Annotated in this window: 19 protein-coding genes and 1 tRNA gene; 6 read left to right on the top strand and 14 right to left on the bottom strand. The window is 71.8% G+C overall.

Annotation, left to right across the window (positions count from 1 at the left end; genetic code table 11):
• Window positions 1–102: 102 nt before the first annotated feature.
• Entirely contained in the window at window positions 103–363 is a 261-nt protein-coding gene (locus ACTVCO_RS02620; protein ID WP_443726825.1) for a GlsB/YeaQ/YmgE family stress response membrane protein, read from the bottom strand.
• A gap of 185 nt (window positions 364–548) precedes the next feature.
• On the opposite strand from ACTVCO_RS02620, the gene ACTVCO_RS02615 reads away from it, so the two are divergent.
• Window positions 549–2,516, top strand: a complete 1,968-nt coding sequence (locus ACTVCO_RS02615) for a hypothetical protein (RefSeq protein WP_443726824.1) — start codon at window positions 549–551, stop codon at window positions 2,514–2,516.
• A gap of 6 nt (window positions 2,517–2,522) precedes the next feature.
• On the opposite strand, the gene ACTVCO_RS02610 is transcribed toward ACTVCO_RS02615, so the two are convergent.
• Entirely contained in the window at window positions 2,523–3,500 is a 978-nt protein-coding gene (locus ACTVCO_RS02610; protein ID WP_443726823.1) for a PfkB family carbohydrate kinase, read from the bottom strand.
• 33 nt (window positions 3,501–3,533) lie between these two features.
• On the opposite strand from ACTVCO_RS02610, the gene ACTVCO_RS02605 reads away from it, so the two are divergent.
• On the top strand, window positions 3,534–4,259 hold the full coding sequence (locus ACTVCO_RS02605) for a uracil-DNA glycosylase (RefSeq protein ID WP_443726821.1): 726 nt from the start codon (window positions 3,534–3,536) through the stop codon (window positions 4,257–4,259).
• Window positions 4,260–4,354: 95 nt separating this feature from the next.
• On the opposite strand, the gene ACTVCO_RS02600 is transcribed toward ACTVCO_RS02605, so the two are convergent.
• Window positions 4,355–4,435, bottom strand: a tRNA-Tyr gene (locus ACTVCO_RS02600).
• A 195-nt stretch (window positions 4,436–4,630) separates the two neighbouring features.
• Here ACTVCO_RS02600 and ACTVCO_RS02595 point away from each other — a divergent pair.
• The 3 genes from ACTVCO_RS02595 to ACTVCO_RS02585 are packed head-to-tail and all read left to right on the top strand — an operon-like array spanning window position 4,631 to window position 6,398.
• Window positions 4,631–5,125, top strand: coding sequence for a YajQ family cyclic di-GMP-binding protein (locus tag ACTVCO_RS02595; RefSeq protein WP_443726820.1), 495 nt, complete (start codon window positions 4,631–4,633; stop codon window positions 5,123–5,125).
• A complete protein-coding gene (locus tag ACTVCO_RS02590; protein WP_443726819.1) occupies window positions 5,125–5,574 on the top strand; it encodes a DUF3995 domain-containing protein in 450 nt (149 codons plus the stop codon). Before ACTVCO_RS02595 ends, ACTVCO_RS02590 begins: the two co-directional genes overlap by 1 nt.
• The gene (locus ACTVCO_RS02585) at window positions 5,571–6,398 is read left to right on the top strand and encodes a Cof-type HAD-IIB family hydrolase (RefSeq protein ID WP_443726818.1); all 828 of its coding nucleotides are present in this window, start codon (window positions 5,571–5,573) and stop codon (window positions 6,396–6,398) included. Before ACTVCO_RS02590 ends, ACTVCO_RS02585 begins: the two co-directional genes overlap by 4 nt.
• A 57-nt stretch (window positions 6,399–6,455) precedes the next feature.
• On the opposite strand, the gene map is transcribed toward ACTVCO_RS02585, so the two are convergent.
• The 8 genes from map to ACTVCO_RS02545 all read right to left on the bottom strand — a co-directional run bounded on the left by map (window position 6,456) and on the right by ACTVCO_RS02545 (window position 15,166).
• Window positions 6,456–7,223, bottom strand: a complete 768-nt coding sequence (gene map / locus ACTVCO_RS02580; RefSeq protein ID WP_443726817.1) for a type I methionyl aminopeptidase — start codon at window positions 7,221–7,223, stop codon at window positions 6,456–6,458.
• Between the two features lie 110 nt (window positions 7,224–7,333).
• The gene (gene htpX, locus ACTVCO_RS02575) at window positions 7,334–8,191 is read right to left on the bottom strand and encodes a zinc metalloprotease HtpX (RefSeq protein ID WP_443726816.1); all 858 of its coding nucleotides are present in this window, start codon (window positions 8,189–8,191) and stop codon (window positions 7,334–7,336) included.
• Between the two features lie 129 nt (window positions 8,192–8,320).
• The gene (gene nadE / locus ACTVCO_RS02570; RefSeq protein ID WP_443726815.1) at window positions 8,321–9,136 is read right to left on the bottom strand and encodes an NAD(+) synthase; all 816 of its coding nucleotides are present in this window, start codon (window positions 9,134–9,136) and stop codon (window positions 8,321–8,323) included.
• Window positions 9,133–9,882 carry an NUDIX hydrolase gene (locus ACTVCO_RS02565; protein WP_443726814.1) on the bottom strand — a complete coding sequence of 250 codons (750 nt, stop codon included), beginning with the start codon at window positions 9,880–9,882 and terminating at the stop codon, window positions 9,133–9,135. The genes nadE and ACTVCO_RS02565 overlap by 4 nt, the downstream gene beginning before the upstream one ends.
• The gene (locus ACTVCO_RS02560) at window positions 9,875–10,441 is read right to left on the bottom strand and encodes an isochorismatase family protein (RefSeq protein WP_443726813.1); all 567 of its coding nucleotides are present in this window, start codon (window positions 10,439–10,441) and stop codon (window positions 9,875–9,877) included. The genes ACTVCO_RS02565 and ACTVCO_RS02560 overlap by 8 nt, the downstream gene beginning before the upstream one ends.
• Before the next feature lie 3 nt (window positions 10,442–10,444).
• Window positions 10,445–11,770, bottom strand: coding sequence for a nicotinate phosphoribosyltransferase (locus tag ACTVCO_RS02555; RefSeq protein WP_443726812.1), 1,326 nt, complete (start codon window positions 11,768–11,770; stop codon window positions 10,445–10,447).
• Between the two features lie 177 nt (window positions 11,771–11,947).
• Complete coding sequence (locus ACTVCO_RS02550; protein ID WP_443726811.1) at window positions 11,948–13,321, bottom strand: FAD-dependent oxidoreductase; 1,374 nt, start codon at window positions 13,319–13,321, stop codon at window positions 11,948–11,950.
• A 207-nt stretch (window positions 13,322–13,528) separates the two neighbouring features.
• A complete protein-coding gene (locus ACTVCO_RS02545) occupies window positions 13,529–15,166 on the bottom strand; it encodes an MFS transporter (protein ID WP_443727143.1) in 1,638 nt (545 codons plus the stop codon).
• Between the two features lie 278 nt (window positions 15,167–15,444).
• Between ACTVCO_RS02545 and ACTVCO_RS02540 the strand changes: the two genes are divergently transcribed.
• Window positions 15,445–16,101 carry a TetR/AcrR family transcriptional regulator gene (locus ACTVCO_RS02540; protein ID WP_443726810.1) on the top strand — a complete coding sequence of 219 codons (657 nt, stop codon included), beginning with the start codon at window positions 15,445–15,447 and terminating at the stop codon, window positions 16,099–16,101.
• Here the strand turns inward: ACTVCO_RS02540 and ACTVCO_RS02535 are convergent.
• The 3 genes from ACTVCO_RS02535 to ACTVCO_RS02525 are packed head-to-tail and all read right to left on the bottom strand — an operon-like array spanning window position 16,070 to window position 20,728.
• Entirely contained in the window at window positions 16,070–18,484 is a 2,415-nt protein-coding gene (locus tag ACTVCO_RS02535; RefSeq protein WP_443726809.1) for a transglutaminase domain-containing protein, read from the bottom strand. The two genes, ACTVCO_RS02540 and ACTVCO_RS02535, sit on opposite strands and share 32 nt — an antisense overlap.
• Window positions 18,481–19,716, bottom strand: coding sequence for a DUF58 domain-containing protein (locus ACTVCO_RS02530; RefSeq protein ID WP_443726808.1), 1,236 nt, complete (start codon window positions 19,714–19,716; stop codon window positions 18,481–18,483). Before ACTVCO_RS02530 ends, ACTVCO_RS02535 begins: the two co-directional genes overlap by 4 nt.
• A 49-nt stretch (window positions 19,717–19,765) precedes the next feature.
• Window positions 19,766–20,728 carry an AAA family ATPase gene (locus tag ACTVCO_RS02525; protein ID WP_443727142.1) on the bottom strand — a complete coding sequence of 321 codons (963 nt, stop codon included), beginning with the start codon at window positions 20,726–20,728 and terminating at the stop codon, window positions 19,766–19,768.
• Window positions 20,729–20,775: the final 47 nt, after the last annotated feature.

Raw genomic sequence — 20,775 nt, 5'->3', positions numbered from 1 at the left:
GTGCTACCTCCCCCCCCCCCCCCCCCCCCCCCCCCCCCCCCCCCCCCCCCCCCCCCCCCCCCCCCCCCCCCCCCCCCCCCCCCCCCCCCCCCCGCCCCAGCGTTACTTCTTGCGACCGCGGACGCTCAAGTAGATCGTGATGAACACGACCGAAAGCACGATCGAGATGACCCAGCGAATCCAGTCGATCCCCTTGGTGTCGTCGACTCCCATGAGACCGGAGAGCCAGTAGCCCGCGAGGGCGCCGAGCACACCCAAGATGATTGTCCACAGGACACCGATGGACTGTTCGCCCTTCATGAACAGTCGCGCGAGGGCACCGATGATGGCGCCGAAAATGATCAGACCGATCAGTTCACCCATGACGGTTCTCCTTCCGAGCCACGGCGTACCAGCCGGTACGTCTGCGACTCACCCTGCCACCGTCGTGCGCACCTCGCATCAGGGACAGCAGTCCATCCCGCAGGCCTCACATGGGGTTGGACGTGGCACGACGCCATGCGGGACCATGCAAGGGACGGCATGAGGCCGTGACGGACGGGGGGACCATGACGCAAGGTTCGGGGCCGGCTCGTCGTGACCTCTGGGCGGAGCAGGGCCTGCGCCCGGGCCAGCCGGCCGGCACCTCGGCCCCGCGCCCCGCGCCACCGCCTCCCCCTCCGCCGTCCGCGCCCGAGCCCCTTCCCGCTGCTGTTCCCGCGCCGGGCCCGGTTCGCTCAGGCGCCCAGCCCTCCGCACCCGACGCGGCCACCCCCGACGCCCTCGTGCGCATCGAGACAGAGGTGCTCGGTGAGCCACACGTCCGGCGTGAGCGCCGGCACGGCCGCAGCACGAGGATCATCGGTGCGGCGGCCGCCCTCGCGCTCGTCGGCGGCGTGGCCTGGGCACTCACCCGGGAGGACGACGCGGCTCCGCCTCCCGCGCCGCCCTTCCCGACCACCGCACCACCCGACCTGGACGCCATCCTCGCGTCGCTCGCGACGTCGATGACCCCGTGGGGAGACCCCGTCGCGCACCCGATCGACGACGCCACGGCAGTCGACCTGCGGAGGGCTGACCTGCCCCAGCCTGAGCCGCCCACCGAGGTGGCACTTCCCTCGGCCGCTGTCCTGTGGGAGGCCACGGCCGCCACCCTGCTCGGCACGGTCGCAGACGAGGTGGGCGTCCCGCTCGACGAGCTCACCGACCTGAGGGTCGACCCCGTCCGCACCTCGGCGACCGTCGCCGAACCGTCCGCAGCGACGACCGTCGCCGTCGTCCGGCGGGGCGACCTCGCGAAGAAGTCGTGGCGTGAGCTCGTCAGTGCCGTTCCTTCGCTCAGCCATACCGTGACCGACGGCGTCTTCCTCGTCGGCATCGACGTCGCCGACGGCACACCGCAGTGGACCACGTTCCTGCCGACCGACTCAGCCTCCCCCTGCCAGCTCCTTGACGCGGGCGCGCTCATGGCGTGCGAAGGGTCGCGCCTCAGCGGAAACGTCGTCACGGATCGCCTCCTCCTCGTCATCAGCACAGCCAGCGGGGCGCCGCAGACGACGCTGCCCCGCAGCGACGAGTGCGCAATCACAGACGCGGCGCAGCACAAGGGCGTCCTCTACTGGGTCGGGCACGGCCCTGACCTCTCATGCCTCGGCTCGGGCGGGAGGACCTTGGCCATGTGGACCGGGGCCAGCCTTCCCACGCTCGACGTGACGACCGACGACCGGGTCCTCGCGCGCTCCGCGGAACGCACGTACGAGCTCACGGCCGAGGGACGGTGGCGGGCGCTCTCCGGCACGGTCGAGCCTGGGCCCGACGGGACACTGCTGCGGACGTTCGCCCGCGCCGACCTCCCTGACCTGGGCACCCTCACGCTGCGCGAGACGGCTGACGCGCACGGCGGTGCGGTCGCGACGCCATACGTCACGCTCGTCACCGCAGCCGACGATCGCACGATCGCGGCTCTGCCCGGAGCGGCGTGGGCGCGACCCGACCTGGTGACGCGCTCGAACGTTGCGACGCCCGACGCCCTCAAGGGCCGGTCAGGGGTCGGGAACTGGATCGTCTCGGCCTCGGGCGTGCGTGAGAGGCTCGTGCACGCGGGGGGAGCCCGCTTCGATGCCGGTTCACCGATCGCGGTGACCGACGCCGGGATCGCGGGCGTGTGGGACGTGACGTCCGACGGTGCTCCCGCCATGCCCCCCGACGCCAGCACGGCACTTGTCGTGGAGGCGAACGGCCTGCCACGAGAGTCCACGCCCGCACCTGCGTGGTCATACGGTGGCGGTCGAATCGAGCTCAGCGGTGCCGCTGTCCTGCCAGGCGCCGCCTGGGGCGCCGCTCCAGCGGCCAGCACACTCAGCACCACGACGACGGTCACGGTCGTGGGCGCCGACGGCGTCACCTATGGGTTCGAGCTTCTTGCACTGCCCGACGACGTCGACCCGATCCCCCGGGCCCGGGCACCCCTGTGGCTCGCCTCCGGCGGCGTCGTCATCGTCGCACCGCACCCGGGTCGCCTCACCGCAGTGGGCTAACGCGGTTCAGGTCGTGAGCGCGCCGCGCAGCGTCGCGACGAGCTCCGCGTCCGCGGTCCAGCCCCGCGCACCCGGGTGCTGGACCGACGCGGTCGCCACCCGGGTCGCGACCGTGAGCACAGAGAGTGCACCGACGAGCGCGAGACCCGCGTCGCCGAGCGTCGCACGTGACAGGCGTGCGAGCCCCGCGAGCGCAGCCCCGTGCAGCACGTCGCCCGCTCCGAGCGTGTCGACGACCGCGTCGTCGTCGACCTGCTGCACCTCGACGCGACCACGCTTGCTGCGGCCACCGACGCGGACCAGCACGTCGACCGGGCCCGCCCCGCTCGACCGCGCGACAACCCGCGGGCCCAGGCCCGCAACGTCCGCGAGCAGCGCATCGACGCCGTCGTCATCAAGATCACCCTGCGGGCCGCCCGGCACCCGAAAGTCCGCCGAGCACACCGCAACATCGACGAGCGCAAGCAGGTCAGCCAGGCCAGGCTTCCAGGAACCACCGTCGAAAAGGACGGGAACCCCGGCGGCCTGCGCGGCCGCAGCCGCCCCCAATGCGAGATCGCGGTGGTGACCGTCGACGAGCACCGCCGCAGTCCCCTCAGGCAGAACAACGCGCGCAGGAGCAGCGTCCGCCAACGCTCGAGCATTCGTCGAGGCGACGGCGCGCTCCCCCGTCGCGTGCGTGACGAGCACCGTCGACAGCGGCAGCACCCACGCGTCGTCGGCCCGGTCATCGAGGGCAACGCCCTCGGCGGCAAGCTCGGCACGCACAGCAGACGCGAGCGCGTCCGACCCGACACGGGTGAGGAGCGTCGGACGGCAGCCGAGCCGCGCAGCAGTGATCGCAGCATTGAGCGCGGGCCCACCCGCCGCCACCGCGCGCGCGAGCGCCACAACCTTCTCGTTCGCGCCCGGGACGCGGTCGACGACCTGGGTGACGTCGAGCGTCGCGAGGCCGCACGCAAGGACGGTCGGGGACTCAGTCATGCCTCCGGTCTACCAGAGGTGCACACTGCAGGGGTGGCACCGACGCACTCGACCCCCCAGCTCGCACGGACCGCGACGACCCTCGCCGACGTCAACGACCTCATCACGGGATGCTTCGCATGCCCACGGCTCGTCGCGTGGCGGGAGCACGTCGCCACCGTCAAGCGGGCATCGTTCGCAGGGCAGACGTACTGGGGTCGGGGCGTGCCGAGCTTCGGCGACGAGCGCGCGCGGACCATCATCGTCGGGCTGGCACCGTCGGCCCACGGCGGCAACCGCACGGGCCGCATGTTCACGGGCGACCCGTCGGGCAACGTGCTGATCTCAGCGCTGCACCGCGCCGGGTACGCGAACCAGGCGACGTCCGTCGCCGCCGACGACGGCCTCGAGCTCACGGGAGCACGGATCGTCGCGCCCGTGCACTGCGCACCCCCGGACAACAAGCCCACGCCCGACGAGCGCCGCACGTGCGCGCCCTACCTCGCGCGCGAGCTCGAGCTCCTCGCACCGACGCTGCGACACGCGGTCGCGCTCGGCGCATTCGGCTGGGCTGCCCTGCTCGCCACGCTGAGCGAGCAGGGTTGGCACGTGCCGCGGCCACGTCCCCGGTTCGGGCACGGCGCCACGGTCGACCTCCTGCACGACGACGGGCGGACGCTGCGCGTCCACGGCTGCTTCCACGTCTCAGCCCGCAACACCTACACCGGGCTGCTCACGCCCACGATGATCGACGACGTGCTCGCGGGGACGCTCCTGTGAGGTGCTCGACGCGGCGGCGGGCCTCGCGACGCGGCGACAGTCCTCTCGGCGAACGACGAAGGCCCCGCCCTCATGGGCGGGGCCTTCGGCATCGGTGGCAGCTGAGGGATTCGAACCCACGTAGCTTACGCGGCTGATTTACAGTCAGCTCCCTTTGGCCGCTCGGGCAAGCTGCCGATGCGCCGCAGGCGTGGACCAGGTCCGCACCTCGCGAGCGATCACACGATACTAGGGGAAGTGCCTTGAGCGGAAATCGAGGCGCGTGCGCCGCCGCGCTCGGGCGCCCACCGGCCCCGCCACAGCCCCGGGCACGGGCCTCGCGGCTAGGCTGGTCCCAGATCCAGTCCCCACCGCGAACAAGGAGCACTACCGTGGCCGACGCCTCCATGGACATCGTCAGCAAGATCGACCGCCAGGAGGTCGACAACGCCCTCAACCAGTCGGTCAAGGAGATCGGGCAGCGCTACGACTTCAAGAACATCGGGGCTTCGATCGCCTGGTCGGGCGAGAAGATCGTCATGATCGCCAACTCTGAGGAGCGCGTCCTCGCGATCCTCGACGTGTTCCAGACCAAGCTCATCAAGCGTGGGATCTCCCTCAAGGCCATCGACACGGGCGACAAGGGCCCGCAGCTCTCGGGTAAGGAGTACCGCCTCGAGGCGACGCTCAAGGAGGGCCTCGCGGGCGAGAACGCCAAGAAGGTCACGAAGATCATCCGCGAAGAGGGACCCAAGGGCGTCAAGACGCAGATCACGGGTGACGAGGTCCGTGCGACGTCAAAGTCTCGCGACGACCTCCAGGCCATCCAGGCCCTCCTCAAGGGCGCAGACCTCGACTTCGCGGTCCAGTTCACCAACTACCGCTGATGACGGTGCCTGCGGGGACAGCCGCCACTGCGCTCACCCTGGGAGCCGTCGGCGCCCTCCACGTCGTGTGGGCGACGGGCTCGACGTTCCCGCTTGCGGACCGCGAGGACTTCTCCGCGACGTTCCTCGGCGTCGACGGGCTCGGAAGCCCTGGTCCTGCGGCATGCCTCGCGGTCGCAGGGCTCGTCACGGCAATGGCGTGCGCGGCGGTCGTCGCCTCCCAGGCTGCCCCGGGCTCACCTGTCGGGCGGCTCGCGCGCCTCGCCACGCGGACGGCGTCGGGCGTCCTCGCGGCCCGAGCGGTCGCGGGCGTCGCCGTCTCAGGTCTCGGCCTGCGCGAGACGACCGCGCGCTTCCGGCGGCTCGACCTCGCGGCGTACTCGCCGCTGTGCGCGGCCCTGGCCGTCGGGCTCGCGCGCAGCGCCGGCACCGTCCGCCCAACCGCGTGACTCGCGCGCCCCGCGTCGTCGCCACTGATCTCGACGGCACTCTTCTGCGCTCGGACCACTCGGTCTCTCATCGCACCCGACGCGTGCTCCGGCGTCTCGACGAGGCCGGGGTGCGCGTCGTCTTCGTCACGGCGCGTCCCCCGCGGTGGCTCCCGGTGCTCGCAGATCTCGCGGGCGGGCACGGCACGGCCGTCGTCCTCAACGGCGCGGCCGTCTACGACTTCGCAACCGGCGCGCTCGAGCAGGTTCACACGTTCACCCGGGCGGCGACGGCCGCGCTCGTCACCGACCTGCGCGCCGCGATCCCGGGCGTGACGCTCGTGCTCGAGCGCCTCGGCGGCCCGGTCTACGATCCCGGTTTTGCGAGCGAGCATCCCGTGCCGGCCGGCGCGCGCCGCGTCGACGTCGCCACGACGCTCGTCGACCCGCGGGACGCGCACGACGACGGTCCGACCGCGGCTGTGGGCAAGATCCTGGCCCGCCATGCAGACCTCGGGCACGACGAGCTCTACGGGCGCGTCACCGAGGTCGTCGGGGACCGCGCGATCCTCGCCTACTCGGGTGCGCACGCCCTGGCTGAGCTCTCCGCACCCGGGGTCACGAAGGCTGCGGGCCTTGCCCGCTGGTGCGCCGCGCACGACGTCGCGGCGGACGACGTCTGGGCGTTCGGCGACATGCCGAACGACCTGCCGATGCTCGCGTGGGCCGGGCACGGCATCGCCGTCGCCAACGCGCACCCCGACGTGCTCGCTGCCGCGGACGCGACAACGGTCACGAACGACGACGACGGCGTCGCCCGCTACCTCGAGGAGCTCCTCGGATGACGAGCGTCGGCGTCCGCGTCGCGCGCGTGCTCGTCTAGGCACGGGACGGGGAAGCCGTCAGAGAGCCGTGAGGATCCGTGGCCCGTCGTCCGTGAGCGCGATCGTGTGCTCGACGTGCGCGGCACGCTGGCGCGACCGCGAGTAGAGCGTCCAGCCGTCGTCGCCGTACGTGTAGCGGCCCGAGCCGCCGTGGATGAACATGGGCTCGAGCGCGAGCACCAGGCCAGCCTTGAGCTCCATGCCCTTGCGCGCCTTGCCCTCGTTGGGGATGAACGGCTCGCCGTGCATCTCGCGGCCGATCCCATGGCCGCCGTGGTCCTCGAGGTTGCCGACCTTCGCCTTGCGCGCGACGCGACCGATCGCGGCGGAGATGTCACCGAGGCGCCCACCGACCTGGGCGGCGGCGATCCCGGCGTCGAGGGCCTCACGCGTCGTCGCGATGAGGTCGAGGTCCTCCTGACGCGGCGTCCCCACGACGAAGCTCGTCGCCGAGTCCGACGCCCAGCCCTTGAGGATCGCACCGCAGTCGATCGAGACGAGGTCACCGTCAGCGATGCGCAGGTCGCCCGGGATGCCGTGGACGACGGCGTCGTTGACCGACGCGCAGATGACGCCCGGGAACGGGGAGGGCGCCCAGTCGGGGTGGTAGTTGAGGAACGGTGAGGTCGCGCCGGCGCCAAAGATGACGTCCTTCGCGATCGTGTCGAGCTCCTTGAGCGAGATGCCGACGACGGCGGCCTTCTCCACAGCCGCGAGCGCCTGGGCGACGATGCGTCCGGCCTCACGCATCTCATCGATCTCGGCAGGGGTTCTCAACTCGATCATTCCCCCATCCTAGGTTCTGCACCGCGCGAGATCGGCCCTCAGGCGCCGCTGACGGCCACTGCCGTCGCATGTCACACCCGGGACCGTCTCGGCGGCGTCGGGCGGGGCCCCTACCCGTGGGTGGCCATGCGCTCGAGGCGGGCCACGCGCTCGTCCATCGGCGGGTGCGTCGCGAAGAGGCGCGCCCCACCACCCTTGAAGGGGTTGGCGATCATGAGGTGGGAGACGTTCTCGAGGTTCTGCGTGGCAGGCAACGGCGCCACCTGAGTCCCCCGTTCGAGCTTGCGCAGCGCAGACGCGAGCGCGAGCGGGTCGCGCGTGAGGCGCGCGCCGTCCTCGTCAGCGTCGTACTCGCGCGTCCGCGAGATCGCCATCTGCACGAGCGCAGCCGCGAGCGGCGCGAGCAACGCGAGCGCGATGCCCGCGAGGGGGTGGACGTTGCGGCGGTCCTGGCCGCCGCCGAAGAACATGAGGAACTGCGCGAGCGACGTCACGACCCCCGCGACGGCGGCGGCCATCGACGACGTGAGGATGTCGCGGTTGTAAACGTGCATGAGCTCGTGCCCGAGGACGCCACGCAGCTCACGTTCGTCGAGGAGCTCGAGGATGCCCTCGGTGCAGCACACCGCGGCGTTCTTGGGGTTGCGACCCGTCGCGAAGGCGTTGGGCGCGGCCGTGGGTGAGACGAACAGGCGCGGCATCGGCTGCCGCGCCTCCATCGAGAGCTCGCGCACGATCCGGTACATCGCGGGCTGCTCGATCTCGCTCACCGCGTATGCGTGCATCGACCGGATCGCGATCTTGTCCGAGTTCCAGTAGGAGACGGCCGTCGAGACGACCCCGATGCCCGCGAAGACCCAGAGCATCGTCGGGCTGTGACGGAAGAACAGCGCCCACAGCCCGAGGAGCACCGCCCACAGGACGCCGAACAGCATCGTCGTCTTGAGCCCGTTGAAGTGCTTGTGCATGCCTCACTCCCGCGCGACGCCGTCGGGCCAAGGAGCCCCGAGCTGCCAACGTCGCTCTTCCAGGATCAACGTGGGAGCCGGTCGAGGCGTTCCACAGATACCGTCCCGCGCCACGTGACGGGGAGCGCGTCAATCCGTCGGGAGGTCGATCGCCGGAGGCAGGTAGCGGGCCTTGAAGGCAGCGCCCGCGGCGAGCGAACGCGTCCGCTCCCACACCGCCTCGTCGACGCTGCTCGGCCGCTCCCCTCCCGCCGCGAGCGCGCGCAGCGCCGAGTCAAGCACGGGGTAGGGCGGAAGGGAGTCGGAGTCCTCCTGGCCGTCCGCAAGCTCGGCCGACGGCGGACGCGACACCGTGAACGCCGGGATGACCTCGGTCTCCCGGTTGATCCAGGCCGCGAGCTCCTGCACCTCGGTCTTGTACAGCCCGCCGAGCGGCGCGACGGCGCCGATCCCGTCGCCGTACAGCGTGAAGTAGCCCGTCCGCACCTCGGAGAGGTTGCCCGTGTTGAGGACGATCGCACCGGTCGCGTTCGCGATCGCCATGAGCGTCGTGCCCCGCAGGCGCGCCTGGATGTTCTGCTCGGCGACCGACGTCGTCCCGTCGACGAACCCCGGCCAGCTGGGCGAACCCGCCATGCCGCCCTGGACGGCGCCGCGCAGGACTCCGTAGGCCTCATCGATCGAGATGACGTGGTGGTCGGTCCCAAGGTTGGCCGCGAGCGCGGCCGCATCCGCCCGCGACGCCTCCGAGGAGTAGCGCGTCGGCATGAATGCCGTGAGGACGTTGGCGCCGCCCACGGCGCGGGCTGCGGCGACCGCGACGACTGCGCCGTCGAGGCCTCCCGAGACTCCGACGACGACGCGCTGCACGCGCGCCTCCGCTGCCGCGCGGGCGATCCCGTCGGCCATCGCGTCGAGGACCCCTGACCAGTGACGTGCGCTCATGACTCGTCCACCTCATCACCGACGGGCCGCAGGATCGCGGGGTGCAGGACTGTCGCGTCACCCGTCTCGTACAGGGCGCCCACGCGGCCGCCCTCGAACTGGCTCGCGCCGCGCACATCGAGGCTCTTGACGAAGCCGGGCGTCGAGAGGACCTTGCGCGCGAAGTTCGAGGGGTGCAGGCGCGTGCCCCACACGCACTCGTAGACGCGGCGCAGGTCGCCGAGCGTGAAGGGCTTCTCGACGAACGCGGCCGCGAGGGTCGTGTACTCGATCTTCGAGCGGGCACGCTCGACCGCATCCGCAAGGATCTGGTCGTGGTCGAATGCGAGCGTCACCTCACCCGCGGCGATGTCGCGCAGCGCGAAGAACCGTGCGCGGGCCGCGTCGTCGCCCGCGACGGGCGCGGGAAGGTCGGGCAGGAACGCGAGGTAGGCCGTCGAGACGACCCGCATGCGCGGGTCGCGGCGCGGCGCGGAGTACGTGCGCAGCTGCTCGAGGTGGTAGCTCTGGATGTCGAGCCCGGTCTCTTCGACAAGCTCGCGGCGTGCGGTCTCTTCACCCGGCTCGTCGATGTCGACGAAGCCGCCGGGCAGTGCCCACGATCCCGCGTAGGGGTCGTTGCCGCGCTCGACGAGAAGGACGGTGAGCTCGCCGCCGCGAATCGTCAGGACGACGATGTCGCTCGTCACGGCGAAGGGCGGGTAGGCCGACGGGTCGTACCCGGCGGGGGCGACGGCGTCAGACAAGACGCACCTCCTTCTCGCGGAGCAGGTCGAGTGCGACCTGCGTGGTTGCGGGGTCGACCCCAGCGGTGAGGCCGACGATGACGGTCGTCGTCAGGCCTGCGGCCTGCGCGTCGATCGCCGTGGCTCGGACGCAGTGGTCGGTCGCGATGCCGACGACGTCGACCTCGTCGATCTTCTCGGCGGCGAGGACGTCGGTGAGGGTGCGCCCCGCGTGGTCGACGCCCTCGAAGCCCGAGTACGCAGCCTCGTACTCGCCCTTGCGGACGGCCGCGACGCGCGCGGACGTCGCGGCGATCGCAGCAGCGACGTCGGCGTGGAGCTCGGCGCCGGCCGTTCCTGCCTCGCAGTGCACGGGCCACGTGTCACGAAAGTCCGGGGCCGTGGACCAGTGGGTGCCCGGGTCGACGTGCCAGTCCTGCGTCGTGACGACGAGGTCGTAGCCGCCCGCCGCGATGTGCGCGGCGACGTCACGGGCGACGGCGTGGCCGCCGGTCACACCGAGGGCACCTCCTTCGCAGAAGTCGTTCTGGACGTCGACGACGATGAGTGCGCGTGCCATGTCTCAGCTCCTTGCAGTGAGGTAGGGGGTGCCTGCGACGACGTCGAGGGCGCTGGGTGGCAGCTCGGCGAGGGCAGCGCGGTGGTGGGCGCGCACCTCGTCGAGCGAGGGCAGGTCCGCGCAGATGCCGTCGCGGACGTACGTCACCTGCAGCTCGCGCGACCGCGTCCCTGCGGGGTGGTCGGCGTCGGCCGGGTCGGTCCGCGGCACGGCGAGCTCGGCGACGGCGACGCCGTGCGCGTCAAGGACGCGTGTGGCGCGCTTGAGGCCGCCGACGGACGCCTTGTCGGCGGACTTCTTCGCGACCGAGTGCATCGCACCGTCCGCGCCCTCGATCTCGACGAGCTTGTAGACCATCGAGGCGGTCGGGGCACCCGACCCCGTGACGACGCGCGTACCGATGCCGTAGCCGTCGATCGGGGCACCCTGCGAGACGAGGTCGTCGATGACGTACTCGTCGAGGTCGCTCGAGACGACGATCTTCGTCCGCGTCGCCCCGAGCTCGTCGAGCAGCACTCGGGCTCGGGTTGTCTCGACGTAGAGGTCACCGGAGTCGATGCGGATGCCGCCGAGCTCGGGCCCGGCCGCTGCGACCGCGTTGCGGATGCCCTGCGGGATGTCGTACGTGTCGACGAGGAGCGTCGTGCCGGCGCCGAGCGAGGCCACCTGGGCGGCGAACGCCTCAGGCTCGGAGTCGTGGGCGAGGGTGAAGGCGTGCGCGGCGGTGCCGGTCGTGGGGATGCCGTAGCGGAAGCCTGCCTCGAGGTTCGAGGTGGCGCCGAAGCCCGCGACGTAGGCGGCGCGGGCCGCGACGACCGCGGCCTCGTCGCCCGTGCGCCGCGAGCCCATCTCGATGATGCCCGCGCCCTGTGCCGCCTGGACCATGCGGGCCGCGGCCGAGGCGACGGCGGAGTCGTGGTTGAGGATCGACAGGAGGACGGTCTCGAGGAGGACGGCCTCGCCGAACGTGCCCTCGACCGTGACGATGGGCGACTGCGGGAAGAAGAGCTCGCCCTCGCGGTAGGCATGGATCGTGCCCGTGAAGCGGTAGCGCTCGAGGTACTCGAGGGTGGCGTCGTTGACGACGGCATTCTCGCGCAGGTAGTCGAGTTGTGCGTCGTCGAAGCGGAAGGCCGCGACCGCCTCGAGCGCGCGGCCGATCCCGGCGACGACGCCGTAGCGGCGTCCGGTGGGCAGGCGGCGCGTGAAGAGCTCGAAGACGGCGCGCTTGTGGGCGGCTCCCGAGGCGAGGGCTGCCTGGAGCATCGTCAGCTCGTAGTGGTCCGTCTTGAGGGACGGGGTGGTGCTGCGACGGGTCTGGCCGCTCATCTCGACCTCCTTCATACTCACACTGAGCATCATGCCCGAGGGTGTGTCCCCGCGCAACCCCCTCCACCCTGCCGCCCCGCCCCCGGAGCCGCACCCGGGACAGGCGCGCACGCACCCTCCCGAGAGACGACGAGGGGCACCCCGCGCATGCGGAGTGCCCCTCGTCGACCGGACGGCTCAGGCCGTCGCGGTCACCCCTTTGGCGATCGCGATCATCTCGTCGCGCGAGACGACCTTGATGCGCTCACGACCCGCAGCCACCCCGAGCGCGAGCTCGTGCGCCTCAAGGTTGAGGAAGTCGTCCCAGACGACAAGGTCGACGCCCCGGTCACGCAGCGTCTCGAGGATGTCCTCGGGAGCAGCCTTGGGAGCACGCGGCAGCGAGTCGACGTCCTCGACCAGGTGACGGATCGTCTCCGACGCGTCCGACTTCGTGTGGCCGATCAGACCGACCGGGCCGCGCTTGATCCACCCCGTCGCGTAGAGGCCAGGAACCTGCTCACCCTCGGCGTCGAGCACACGGCCCTCGCCGTTCGGGATGACGCCCCGGCGCTCGTCGAACGGCACGTCCGCAAGCGGGGTGCCGAAGTAGCCGACGGCACGGTAGACCGCCTGGACGGGCCAGTCGTGGAACTCACCCGTGCCCTTGACGGTGCCGTCGCCCTGAAGCGCGGTGCGCTCGGTGCGCAGCGCGACGACGCGGCCGTCCTCACCCAGGACCTCAGACGGGGAGTGGAGGAAGTGCAGGTGCAGACGACGCGACGCGACGTGCGTCGACGGGTCGACGAGCGCCCAGTCCGTGAGGGTCTTGACGACCTGCTTCGTCTGGTTGGACGAGTCGATCGCCGCCATCGAACCCTCGTCGAACTCGTAGTCCTCGGGGTAGACGACGATGTCGACGTCCGGCACGTGGCCGAGCTCGCGCAGCTCGAGCGGCGAGAACTTCGCCTGGGCCGGGCCGCGGCGCGCAAAGATGTGGACGTCCGTCACGGGCGACTTCGACAGGCCCTCGTGGACGTTGTCGGGGATCTCGGTGACGAGCAGGTCGTCGGCGTGCTTCGCGAGGATCCGGGCGACGTCGAGCGCGACGTTGCCGGCGCCGAGCACCGCAACCTCGCGCGCCTCGAGCGGCCACGTGCGCGGGACGTCCGGGTGGCCGTCGTACCACGAGACGAAGTCGGCAGCACCGTGGGACCCCTCGAGCTCGATGCCGGGGATGTTGAGCGGCGCATCCTGGATGCAGCCCGTCGAGAAGATCACCGCGTCGTAGTGCGCGCGCAGGTCGTCGAGCGAGAGATCCGTCCCGAAGTTGACGTTCGCGAGCAAGCGGATGTCGCCACGCTCAAGGATCTTGTGGAGCGCGCCCATGATCATCTTGATGCGCGGGTGGTCGGGAGCGACCCCGTATCGCACAAGGCCGAACGGCGCGGGCAGGCGCTCGATGAGATCGATCGAGACGTCGAGCCCGGCCTTCGAGAGGATGTCGGATGCGTAGATGCCGGCAGGACCGGCGCCGACGATCGCGACGCGCAAGGGGCGAGAGGTGTTCACGGATGCAGGCCTTTTCGGTGCTGGTGGATACCCGGTGGTGTGAAGCGAGTGTGGCCCGGGGAGCGCGAGTCGTCACGAGATCCGGACGAGGTGCCCGCATGGCGGACACCTGGGGGATGCGAGAGTCGACGCGCTCAGGACGATCACGCCCAGCGTAGTCGCGCCCTGCTTCACGGGACGGGCCGGGTGAGGACTCTCACAGGATCACTACCTTGCGTGCGGGGCTCCGACGCGCTGGGGGCTCTCGTGGACGTCGACCTCGGCGACGAGCTCGGCGAGGGCGTCGATCGCGCCGAGGGCGGCGACGTCGTCGGCGACCTCCGTGGACGGGGAGTCGACGACGTGGTCCTCGAGCTCGGCCACCTGGGGCCGCGAGAGGATCGCGAGCGAGACGACGACGGCCGCGACCATGAGGGCGACCCCGATCCACGACGTGACGACCACGGAGCCGGCGAACGCGCCGTGCGCGGAGTCAAGGAGCGCGTGGGCCCGCTCGGCGTCCAGCCCGTCGGCGACGCTCGCCGCCCCGCCGAGCGTCTCGCGCGCTGCTTCCTGCTGCGCGGGCGTGAGCCCGGGCGGCAGGACGACGGCGCGGTGGTAGCCGGCAGACATGATGCCGCCGAGGATCGCGGTCCCGAGAACGGCGCCGAGCTCGTAGGCGGTCTCTGAGATCGCGGACGCCGCCCCCGCACGGCCCGCGGGCGCGGACGACAGGATGAGGTCGTTCGACACGGTCTCTGCGGCACCCGCGCCGACGGACAGGATGACGAACGCCGTGATGATGGGCCACAGCGTCCCGGCTCCGCCCGCGAGCGCGATGATCGCGTAGCCGATCGCGGCGAACGCCATGCAGGCAGCGATGACGCGGCCGGGTGCGACGCGTGCGACAACCTTGACGACGAGCAGGCCCGCGACGATCGTCGCGATGAGCCCGGGCAGGAGCGCCATGCCCGCCTCGAGCGGCCGCAGGCCGACGACGAGCTGGAGGTCCTGGGACACGAAGTACAAGAACCCCGTGATCGCGATGACGGACAGAAGATTGACGAGCACGCCGCCCCCGAATGCCGGGTTGGCAAACAGGCGCACGTCGAGCATGGGGAGCTCGCGGCGCAGCTGACGCCTCACAAAGATGGCACCCGAGACGACGCCGACGGCGATCGTCGCGAGGGCCACGGCGGTGATGCCGTTCTTTGCGAGCTCCTTGATCCCGAAGACGACGGGGGTGATCGTCGCGACGGAGAGGAGGATCGAGGTGATGTCGAACGGCCCCGGTCGCGGGTCGCGCGACTCGGGGACGACGAACGGGGCGGTGACCAACATGAGTGTGAGGACGGGAACGCTCATGAGGAAGACCGAGCCCCACCAGGCGTGCTCGAGCAGGAAACCGCCGACGATCGGACCGAGTGCGGCACCGCCGGAGAACGCTGCGGCCCAGATCGCGATCGCGAGCCGCAGCTCGGAACGGTCGGTGAAGATGTTGCGGATGAGAGACATGGTCGACGGCATGAGCATCGCGCCGAAGAGCCCCATCGCGGCGCGTCCGGCGACGAGCCACTCGGCGCTCGGGGCGTAGGCGGCGAGCGCCGAGACGAGCGCGAAGCCCGTCGAGCCGACGAGGAGCATGCGGCGGCGCCCGAAGCGGTCGGCGAGCGAACCCATGGGGACGAGCAGCGCGGCGAGGACGAGGGGGTAGACGTCGACGATCCACAGCAGCTGCGTGCCGCTCGGTGTGAGCGCGGCGGAGATCTGCGGGAGCGCGAAGCTCAGCACCGTGTTGTCGATCGAGACGAGGAGCACGGGTAGCAGGAGGACGGCGAGCGCCGCCCACCGGCGTCGACTGCTCAGGGGGCTGTCGACGCCGGCGGCGTTCGGGAGGGTCTGCGGCTCAGGGGTGCCGCACCGCTCCCGGGGTTCCGCGTTCCCTCCAGGGAAAGGGCGCGCGGAGCTGTGGGGTGCTGGTTGGTGCGTGACGGCGTCCTTGTGGTCGCCGCCGTTGCGGGTAGTCACGACGTTCCTCTCGTGGCGCGGGTGACGGGCACCAGGTGGCACCGCTCACATCAACCGTCCAGACGGTATAGAAACCGACCGCCCGACTGTAACCGTCCGGCCGGTATAGTTGCAAGGTGGCATCGAGCACACCATCCGCCGACGAACCCTCAGCGCACCGCGCCGCGACGCAAGCGCGTGCCGGGGCCACCCGTGGCCGCATCCTCGACGCCTTTGCGCGCCTGCTCGTCGAGAACGGCGAGCGAGCCGCAACCCTCGACGCCGTCGCGATGGTCGCGGGCGTCTCCAAAGGCGGCCTGCTCTACCACTTCGGCTCCAAGGTCGCGCTCGTCGACGGCCTCCTCGAGCGCATGGTGCACCTCGCGCTCAGGGACGTCGACGCGATGCGCAACGACCCGCGCGGCGCCGTCGCCTACCTCATCCGGACGTCGGCGATCTCGGACACGCCCTTCGACCTCGACTACCTCGCGGCGACGCGCCTCGCCGAGGGACCCTTTCCGCAGGCCCGCATCGCGCTCACGCGCGCGCACGAGGCGTGGCTCGCGGCGACCCAGGACGCAGTCGGCGACCCGGTTCTCGCGCGCGCGATCGTCCTCATCTCCGACGGTCTCTACCTCGAGGCCGCGACCCGCCGGGGCCCCCGTACGCCCGCTCCCACGCTCGCCGACGGCGATGCGCCCGCCCCCTCGCCGACGACGAGCCCCGCCGGTGCGGCCGAGCTCGTCGCGCTCCTCGAGTCCGTCATCGCCTCGCGGCGCGGCGACCCTTCGTAGCAGCCGCCTCCGCGCGACGCCCGCGCTTCTGCGCGCGTCGAGCGGCCTTGGTCGCGCGCCTGCGCGCGGCCCGTGCCCGCAAGGACCGCCGCGACAGGGTGCCCGCCCACCGCTGACGGCGCAAGCCATGCGAGGCAAGCGAGGCAAGGAAGGCGTCGGCCTCCTGCCAGGTCTCGGACGCGGCATCCTCGTCCGGCTCCCCCGGCCCGAACACGACCGCGTCCGCACGCTGCGCGACCCCGCGCGCGGAGACGCCCGGGAACGCGGCCTCGATCGCCCGCGACGTCTCCGAGCGCGTCGCGCCCGGCGCCTGCGGTTCGGCGCGGTCGAGGACCGCGTCGAGGACCTCGTCCCATGCGGCGGTGACGCGCGTCATGGGGTCCCGAGCGCGGCGACGACGCCGACGACGACGTGCCTTGGCCGCGATGATGAGCAGCGGCGGCAACAGGATGAGCAGCACCGGGATGCCGATCGCGAGCGTCGTGACGACGACCATGGTCCAGTCGGTCGTCACCTCTTCGACGTCGTCGCGCGCGTCGACGTCGACGTTCTCGACGTCGTCCTCCGGCTCGATGACGGGGTTCTCGAGGCTGGGCGGCGGCTGCACGACCTCGGGCTGCGGGTCGGGCTCGGCTTCCTCGGGGTCGTCGGACGGCGTGCGCGAGGTGTCCGGCGTCGGGAAGTACGGAACCCAGCCGTGCCCCGCGTACGCGATCTCGACCCACGCGACCGCGTTGCTGCCGGTGAGCGTCACCGGCTGCGTGAGGTCGGTTCCGTCGGCCGGGCGCAGGCCGAGGACGACGCGCGCGGGAAGTCCGAGGTTGCGGGCCATGAGCGCCATCGCGGACGCGTACTGCTCGTCGTCGCCGATCATGCGGTCCTCGGTGAGGAGCATGTCGACTCGCGAGACGCCGTGCCCGGCGAGCGAGGGGTAGTCGCCCGCGGCGGTGATCCCGTGGGAGAAGTAGCCCTGCTCGGAGAGCGTCGCAGCGAGCGCACGCGCGAGGAGCGCGGGGCTCGTCGCGTTGCGTGCGATGTCGGCGGCCTTCTGCGCGGCCGAGTCCGGGATCTGCTCGGGCTCGATCTGGCGGACGTCGGCCACCGAGGCGTCCGCGAGCTCCTCGTCGGTGAGCATGGGCGGCACGACGACGTCAGCCTCCCAACGGTCACCCTCGCGCAGACCGCCGCGCAGGACCGCGGCGCCGGTCGCGTCGTTGAAGCGGAAGGCGAGCTGCTGGTCACGTGAGCGCCGACCCTCGAACGTCAGCGTCCTCGTGTGGCCGACGGTGGGCAGCCACACTCCCGTGAGCTTGTCGACGGTCACCTCGACGTGCGCCTGGGCGCCGGGCGTCGTCACGGGGATCGACTCCCCCACGCGCCGGAACGCTCCTGAGCCCCCGCGTGCGCCCGAGGAGTCGACGTTCCACACGACGCCGTCGAACGTGTCCATGGTCGCGAGGCGCACGAGAGCACCTTCGGGCAGGCCCGCGACCGTGACGAGCGGTGTCTCCGCGAGATCCTTGTGGAACGTGCGGAAGCCCGAGAGCGGGCTCACCTGGTCGCGCAGGTCGAACGGCGGCACGATGGCGTTGCGCAGGATCGTGCGCGGCGCGTCCCCTGCGACGAGGGGCGCGCTCACGACGCCGCCGCCGATCGCGACGAACGCCATGACGCCGAGGGTGATGATGCGGCGCGGGTGCCAGCGGCGCGTACGCCACGCGAGCCAGGGCACCGTGAGCGCGGTGATGCCGATGCCGACGGCGGTCGCGAGGGGTGCCTCGACCGTGCCGAGAAGGATCGCGCCGACGAGCAGGACGAGCGGGGTGACGACTGCGACGGCCAGGCCGATGCGTTCGCGGCGGCGGGCGCCGCTCGCCGCGTCGGTGCGTCCGCGGCGCTGGACCGCCGTGATGTCGACCGTGGCGGCCCAGCCCGCGAGGACCGTTCCGCCGAGCGCCATGAGGAACGGGGGCACGAGCACGGCACCGAGGGTTCCGAGGGGCGGCTCGAGCGTGAGCACCTCCTTCCACGACGTGACGAGTCCTTCGAGGAGGGTGCGCAGGGTTGCGCCCGTCGGGACGACGCGCGCCACCGTCGTCGACGGCGCGGCGAACGTCCCGCCGAACAGGAGGTAGGCGGCCGCGGTCGCACCGAGCACGAGGAACCCGCCGGCACGCTGGGCGCGCCCGACGAGCACGATGACGGCGCCGAGGAGGACTCCGGCGCCGATGGTGGGCAGGACGGCTGCGGGCCCGTAGGCGGGCACGAGGGCGAGGAGGGCGAGGAGGACGGCTCCCGCGGAGACGACGACGCTCGTCGTGCGGCGCAGCGCGGGACGCGCGGTGGTCCCGCCCAGGTCGATCGTCCGGACGTCGGCGCTCATGAGGCCACCAGCCGTCGCATGAGCCGGGGCAGGTCCTTGGTCGTGCCGAGCGTCGCGACCGTGAGCAGATTGTGCGTCTGCAGCGCGAGCTCGTGGTCCTCGCCGATCGACACGATGACGGTGCGGATCCCGGACGGGATGTGTGTGGCGCTCGCGCGCAGCGCGGCGGCGTCGAGCGAGGACCCCGTGATGATGAGGGCGAGGGAGGCGTGCGGGACGGTGCGCGCGATCTCTTGCGCGACGGGGGCTTCGGCGGTCTCGCCGTCGCGGAGCTCGAGGCCCGCGCAGTCGTCGAGGAACGAGGGGGGCGTCGTCGTGCGCAGCGTCCGGCGGCACGTGAGCGCGGTGACCTCGAGCTCTTCGCGCAGCGCCTGCTGGCCGATCGAGGCGAAGACGGTGACGGCGAGCTCGAACTCGTCCTCGTCGCGGTAGTCGGCGAGGGTGTCGACGAGGCCGAGCGCGGTGTGGGTGCGGCGCGTGTCCTCGAACTGGCGGACCATGAGCTTGCCGAGGCGCGCCGAGGAGCGCCAGTGGATCGAGCGACGGTCGTCGCCGGGCACGTATTCGCGCAGCGCGTGGAACGACATGTCGTGGTCGGAGACGACGCGGGTGGCTTCGCCCTCGAGGTCACGCAGGACGCCAGTGCGCGCGGTTCCGAGCGAGACGGTGCGCGGGTGGACGTAGAGGTGCTCGGGCTCGGTCCACATGATCTGGCGGCGGACGAGCCCGAGGGCGTCGCCGCGGACGGAGCGCACGGGCCCGACGGTGAGGACGGAGCGGCGCGCGCCTGCGACGGCGAAGACTTCCTCGAACTCGGCCTCCGAGGCGAGGGAAGGAAGCTGGACGTCGGCCTGCCCGGCGCCGACGGGCAGGACGATGCGCGCGGGCAGGGTGCGGGCGCGTCCGACGTTCGTCACGTGGAGGCGGCCGACGGCGCGTTCGCCGACGACGATGCGGTGGTCGGCGAGGTCGAGCCCGACGCGGTACGTGGAGCGTCCGAGCGTGAGCAGGATCGAGATGAGGAGGAGCGCAGCGAGGGCTGCGCCGCCGGCGACGAGCTCGTCCCAGCCGTAGTGCCGGCCGAGGGCGAGGCCGCCGATGGCACCGGCGAGGACGAGCCAGCCGAGGATGCCGACGTGCCTGCCGATCGAGTCGCCGACGCGTCGCAGCGGGCCGCCCGCGCGCGTGGCGCGGTCGCCTAGGTCGCGGGCGCGCACACCTGCGGCGCGCATGCCCGACCTCGTGCGCGCTCCTGCGGCGCGTAGGTCGCGTCGTGCCATCTCAGCCAACCCGCTCCACGGGCGGAGCGGTCGTCGCGAGCACGTCCTGGATGACCTCGGGGGCGGTGACACCCGCGAACTCAGACTCGACGTCGAGCACGATGCGGTGCGCGAGCACGGGCTCGCCGAGGTCCTTGATGTCGTCGGGGACGACGAACGCGCGGCCCTGCGCAGCAGCCCACACCTTGGCGCAGCGCACGAGCGCGAGGCAGCCACGGACCGAGACGCCCAGACGGGTCCGGGTGTCGCTGCGCGTCGCCTCGGCGAGGCGGGAGACATAGTCGAGGACGGCGTCGTCGACGTGGACGTCGGCAGCCATGTCTGACATGTCTGCGACGGCCTCGGTCGTGATGCGTGGGCGCAGTCCTGCGGCGCGGTCGCGCGTCGCCGCACCCGCAAGGATGAGGACGGTCGAGGCGTGGTCGGGGTAGCCGAGCGACGTCTTGATGAGGAAGCGGTCGAGCTGGGCCTCGGGCAGACGATAGGTGCCCGCCTGCTCGATGGGGTTCTGGGTCGCGATGACCATGAAGGGACGGCCGACCTCGTGGGGCACGCCGTCGACGGTGATGCGCGACTCCTCCATGACCTCAAGGAGCGCCGACTGCGTCTTGGGTGAGGCGCGGTTGATCTCGTCTGCGAGGACGATCGAGGCGAAGATCGGTCCGCGGTGGAACTCGAACCGGTTCTCGCCCTGGTCGTACACCGAGACGCCCGTGACGTCCGAGGGGAGGAGGTCGGGGGTGAACTGGATGCGATTGTTCGTGCCCTGAACCGTGGCGGCGACGGACCGTGCGAGCGACGTCTTGCCGGTGCCCGGCGCGTCCTCGAGGAGGACGTGCCCTTCGGCAAGGAGCGCCGTGAGGACGAGGCGCACCGCGTGCTGCTTGCCGAGGACGGCCTGGGAGACGTTGTCGACGAGTGTCTCGAAGGTCTCCTGGAACCAACCTGCCTGCTCGGGTGTGATCACTGTGCGTTCTCCTCGGGAGGTACGTGCCGCTGGTGCGGCGTCGT

The organism is Sanguibacter sp. A247 (genome assembly GCF_052324925.1).
In the GTDB taxonomy this organism is placed as follows: Bacteria; Actinomycetota; Actinomycetes; order Actinomycetales; family Cellulomonadaceae; genus Flavimobilis.
The sequence above is the reverse complement of the archived record's forward strand: the minus strand, read 5'-3'. Positions and strand labels throughout refer to the sequence as shown.

Excerpts from the sequence above, each read along its gene's own strand:
- ACTVCO_RS02620 (WP_443726825.1), bottom strand. The coding sequence starts at position 363 with ATGGGTGAACTGATCGGTCTGATCATTTTCGGCGCCATCATCGGTGCC.
- ACTVCO_RS02615 (WP_443726824.1), top strand. The coding sequence starts at position 549 with ATGACGCAAGGTTCGGGGCCGGCTCGTCGTGACCTCTGGGCGGAGCAG.
- ACTVCO_RS02610 (WP_443726823.1), bottom strand. The coding sequence starts at position 3,500 with ATGACTGAGTCCCCGACCGTCCTTGCGTGCGGCCTCGCGACGCTCGAC.
- ACTVCO_RS02590 (WP_443726819.1), top strand. The coding sequence starts at position 5,125 with ATGACGGTGCCTGCGGGGACAGCCGCCACTGCGCTCACCCTGGGAGCC.
- map (WP_443726817.1), bottom strand. The coding sequence starts at position 7,223 with ATGATCGAGTTGAGAACCCCTGCCGAGATCGATGAGATGCGTGAGGCC.
- htpX (WP_443726816.1), bottom strand. The coding sequence starts at position 8,191 with ATGCACAAGCACTTCAACGGGCTCAAGACGACGATGCTGTTCGGCGTC.
- nadE (WP_443726815.1), bottom strand. The coding sequence starts at position 9,136 with ATGAGCGCACGTCACTGGTCAGGGGTCCTCGACGCGATGGCCGACGGG.
- ACTVCO_RS02560 (WP_443726813.1), bottom strand. The coding sequence starts at position 10,441 with ATGGCACGCGCACTCATCGTCGTCGACGTCCAGAACGACTTCTGCGAA.
- ACTVCO_RS02555 (WP_443726812.1), bottom strand. The coding sequence starts at position 11,770 with ATGAGCGGCCAGACCCGTCGCAGCACCACCCCGTCCCTCAAGACGGAC.
- ACTVCO_RS02535 (WP_443726809.1), bottom strand. The coding sequence starts at position 18,484 with ATGAGCGCCGACGTCCGGACGATCGACCTGGGCGGGACCACCGCGCGT.
- ACTVCO_RS02530 (WP_443726808.1), bottom strand. The coding sequence starts at position 19,716 with ATGCGCGCCGCAGGTGTGCGCGCCCGCGACCTAGGCGACCGCGCCACG.